This window comes from Albidovulum sp., assembly GCF_049646345.1.
GTDB lineage: Bacteria > Pseudomonadota > Alphaproteobacteria > Rhodobacterales > Rhodobacteraceae > Albidovulum.
The window spans coordinates 1-2,648 of sequence record NZ_JBARVQ010000382.1 but is presented as its reverse complement, the minus strand read 5'-3'; the positions used below and the strand labels follow the sequence as shown (position 1 = coordinate 2,648).

Sequence of the window (2,648 nt, the reverse complement as noted above, 5' to 3'; positions counted from 1 at the left end):
AGCCGACCTCATGCGTGCCGCTCGGGGTCGGGTCGGCGGGAAGGGTGGCCATAAAGGCGCGCAGGTCGACCACGTCCTGCAAGTCCGCCTTGGCATAGCTGGCATAGGGAAAGACCGGATAATAGTGCTGCCCCTTTGGCGAGACGCCCCGCACCATCGCATTGGCCAGATCAAGCTCCGACCAGTTGCCGATGCCGACATCGGGGTCACTCGAGATGTTCGGTGCAATGAAGGTGCCAAACGGTGAAGGGAATCGTTGCCCGCCCTTCAGCACCAGCTTTTCATCGTCGCTTGCTTTGTCACCGGCATGGCAGGAAGCGCAGCCGCCGGCCCAGAAGACCAGCTCACCGAGCCCGGCATCCCCGCTCAGCCCGGCCAATGCGTCGTCCGACAGAGGCTGGGGACGCAAAACCAGCCAGGCCACACCAAGCCCGACAATCGCGAGAACGAGGAAAAGGCGAAACAGACGGCGCATGGCTTCCTTCATGAAATGGGGGCGGATTCGATCCGCCCCCCAACCTAATAAAAAAGTTTACTCATGAAACACGTTGAACTCAGTTTTGCGGAATGCGCGAAACCTCGTGGCATCCGCCACACGATTTTCCCAGTGCACCCATCGCAGCTTTCAGGCCGTCGAGCCCGGTGCCAGCTGCCACTTGCATCGCCTCGGCAGCAGCATTGAAATCTGCCGCCTTGGCGCCGATGCCTACGTCTTCGGTAAAGACCTCGGGCTTGACGGTTGAAGCCGGGTTTTCGGCGTTGCTCGAGCCCGGAACATAGAGCATCGAGACATCAAGCTTGGTCGAGGCCACCAGTGCGTCGGCCGCCTTTTGTGCGGCTTCGGCATTGTACTCTGCCTCACCCTTGGCCATGGCACCCAGCACGCCGATATTCAGCGCGCGGTAAACCATGATCCCCTGACGGGCTTTGATTTCTTTGGCAAAGGGGGCGTCCTGTGCCGAGACGGACCCGGCGAAAGCAACGGTGGCAAGCGCCAGACCGGCAATAATCTTCTTCATAGTGTAACTCCCTGTTGAGGATGTGGGCAGAGTACCTGTGCTGAATTTGATTACCATCCGCAAATTCCGCATGGTAAACGTGAAAAATTGCACATCTGGGGGATATGCCCCAAATACTTCGGTCACCTGTCATGCAAACTCGATGCAGTGCACGACTATGGCGGTAACAATAACGTGAGGGACACGGCATGAGAGAGAACTGGGATGATCTGCGCTTTGTCCTTGCCGTGGCCGAGGAAGGCTCGGTCAACGCGGCCGCGCGGCGGCTGGGGGTGAATCACGCAACCGTGCTGCGCCGGGTGGCGGCCTATGAGGAGGCCGCCGGATTCGCGATCTTTGACAAGACCGCGCGGGGCTATGTCGTTTCTGGCGCGCACAAGCGGGTCATAGAAGCCGCGCGCGAGGTCGACCGGGCGGTGCAATCGGTTGCCCGGACGCTTCAGGGTGTCCGCGCGCCCCTGACCGGGGACGTCCGTGTCACCTCGACCGATACGTTCTGTCAGCATGTGCTGCCGCCGATCGTGTCGGACCTGCGCATTGCATCGCCCGAACTCAGGATCGAGCTGTTGTGCACGAACGCCCATCTCGATCTGGCACGCACCCATGCAGATATCACCGTGCGCCCGACCGACAAGCTCTCTGACGATCTGATCGGTGAGGTCGGGGCGACACTGGGCTTCGGGCTTTTCCGCCGGAAGGACAGCGGAACCACCGACTGGCTGGGCATCTGCGGCCCGCTGTCCCGTTCGGTGATTGGCCGTTGGATGACGGATGAGTTGAGCCCGTCCAGGATCGTCGCCTGTACCGACAGTTTCCCGGTCTTGCGCGAAATGGCGGCGGCGGGGCACGGGATGGCGCCGATGCCGTACTTTCTTGGCCATGAGGACGACCGGCTTGAAGTGGTCGAGGGCATTATCCCCGATGTCAGCGTCGATATCTGGGTGGCGAGCCATGCCGATCTGGCCGATGTGCCGCGCATTGCCGAGACACGGCGCGCACTTGCGGTGGCGCTTGGCAAGATGGCATCGCGGCTGCGGGGCGGATCCGTTTAGGGAAGCGTCTTTATCCTCGGTTTGTCCCCACCGGGGGCAAGGCCAAACCCGTCCGGCACTACGCCCGCCCATTCCAGTCCGGCGAGCAGAAGGCAGAGCGCCACGACGCCAAAGACCAGTGCCACGCGTTTTGCCGAAGGCGGGTTGCGCGCCCATTGTGCCATCCGCAGGAAATGGCGCAGGTTCATTCGGTGGCAGCCTCCCCGGTGAAACGCACCTTGCCGATATGCGGCAGGTTGCGGTTCCTTTGGGCAAAGTCGATGCCGTAGCCCACAACGAATTCGTCGGGGATCTCGAACCCGGTCCAGGTCGCCTTGATCGGCACTTCCCGGCGCGAGGGCTTGTCGAGCAGCGCGCAGACCTCCAGCCGTTTTGGCTCACGCGAACGCAGAAGGTTGACGACATGATGCAGCGTGAAGCCTGTATCGACGATATCCTCGACCACCAGCACATCACGGCCCGAAATCTCGCCCCTCAGGTCTTTCAGGATGCGCACCTCACGCGAGGATTCCATTCCGTCGCCATAGGACGACGCTTCAAGGAAATCGACCTCAACCGGCAGGTCGATCTCGCGCAC

General features: G+C 61.5%; 5 protein-coding genes. 1 reads left to right on the top strand and 4 read right to left on the bottom strand.

Features of this window, described 5'->3' with window-relative positions; genetic code table 11:
• The coding region (locus WBB85_RS09470) for a c-type cytochrome (protein ID WP_432638375.1) at positions 1-475 on the bottom strand (475 nt) is incomplete at its 3' end.
• A 79-nt stretch (positions 476-554) separates the two neighbouring features.
• Complete coding sequence (locus tag WBB85_RS09465; protein WP_432638374.1) at positions 555-1,019, bottom strand: c-type cytochrome; 465 nt, start codon at positions 1,017-1,019, stop codon at positions 555-557.
• Between the two features lie 188 nt (positions 1,020-1,207).
• Here WBB85_RS09465 and WBB85_RS09460 point away from each other — a divergent pair, with 188 nt between their 5' ends.
• Positions 1,208-2,071, top strand: coding sequence for a LysR family transcriptional regulator (locus WBB85_RS09460; RefSeq protein WP_432638373.1), 864 nt, complete (start codon positions 1,208-1,210; stop codon positions 2,069-2,071).
• Here WBB85_RS09460 and WBB85_RS09455 read toward each other — a convergent pair.
• Together WBB85_RS09455 and hpt are read right to left on the bottom strand one after the other, a co-directional pair.
• A complete protein-coding gene (locus tag WBB85_RS09455) occupies positions 2,068-2,259 on the bottom strand; it encodes a hypothetical protein (protein ID WP_432638372.1) in 192 nt (63 codons plus the stop codon). The genes WBB85_RS09460 and WBB85_RS09455 overlap by 4 nt on opposite strands.
• Positions 2,256-2,648, bottom strand: a 393-nt coding sequence (hpt, locus tag WBB85_RS09450) for a hypoxanthine phosphoribosyltransferase (RefSeq protein WP_432638371.1), incomplete at its 5' end; no start/stop codon positions are given. The genes WBB85_RS09455 and hpt, both read right to left, overlap by 4 nt.

Coding starts and splice junctions, on each gene's coding strand:
- WBB85_RS09465 (WP_432638374.1), bottom strand. CDS start 1,019: ATGAAGAAGATTATTGCCGGTCTGGCGCTTGCCACCGTTGCTTTCGCC.
- WBB85_RS09460 (WP_432638373.1), top strand. CDS start 1,208: ATGAGAGAGAACTGGGATGATCTGCGCTTTGTCCTTGCCGTGGCCGAG.
- WBB85_RS09455 (WP_432638372.1), bottom strand. CDS start 2,259: ATGAACCTGCGCCATTTCCTGCGGATGGCACAATGGGCGCGCAACCCG.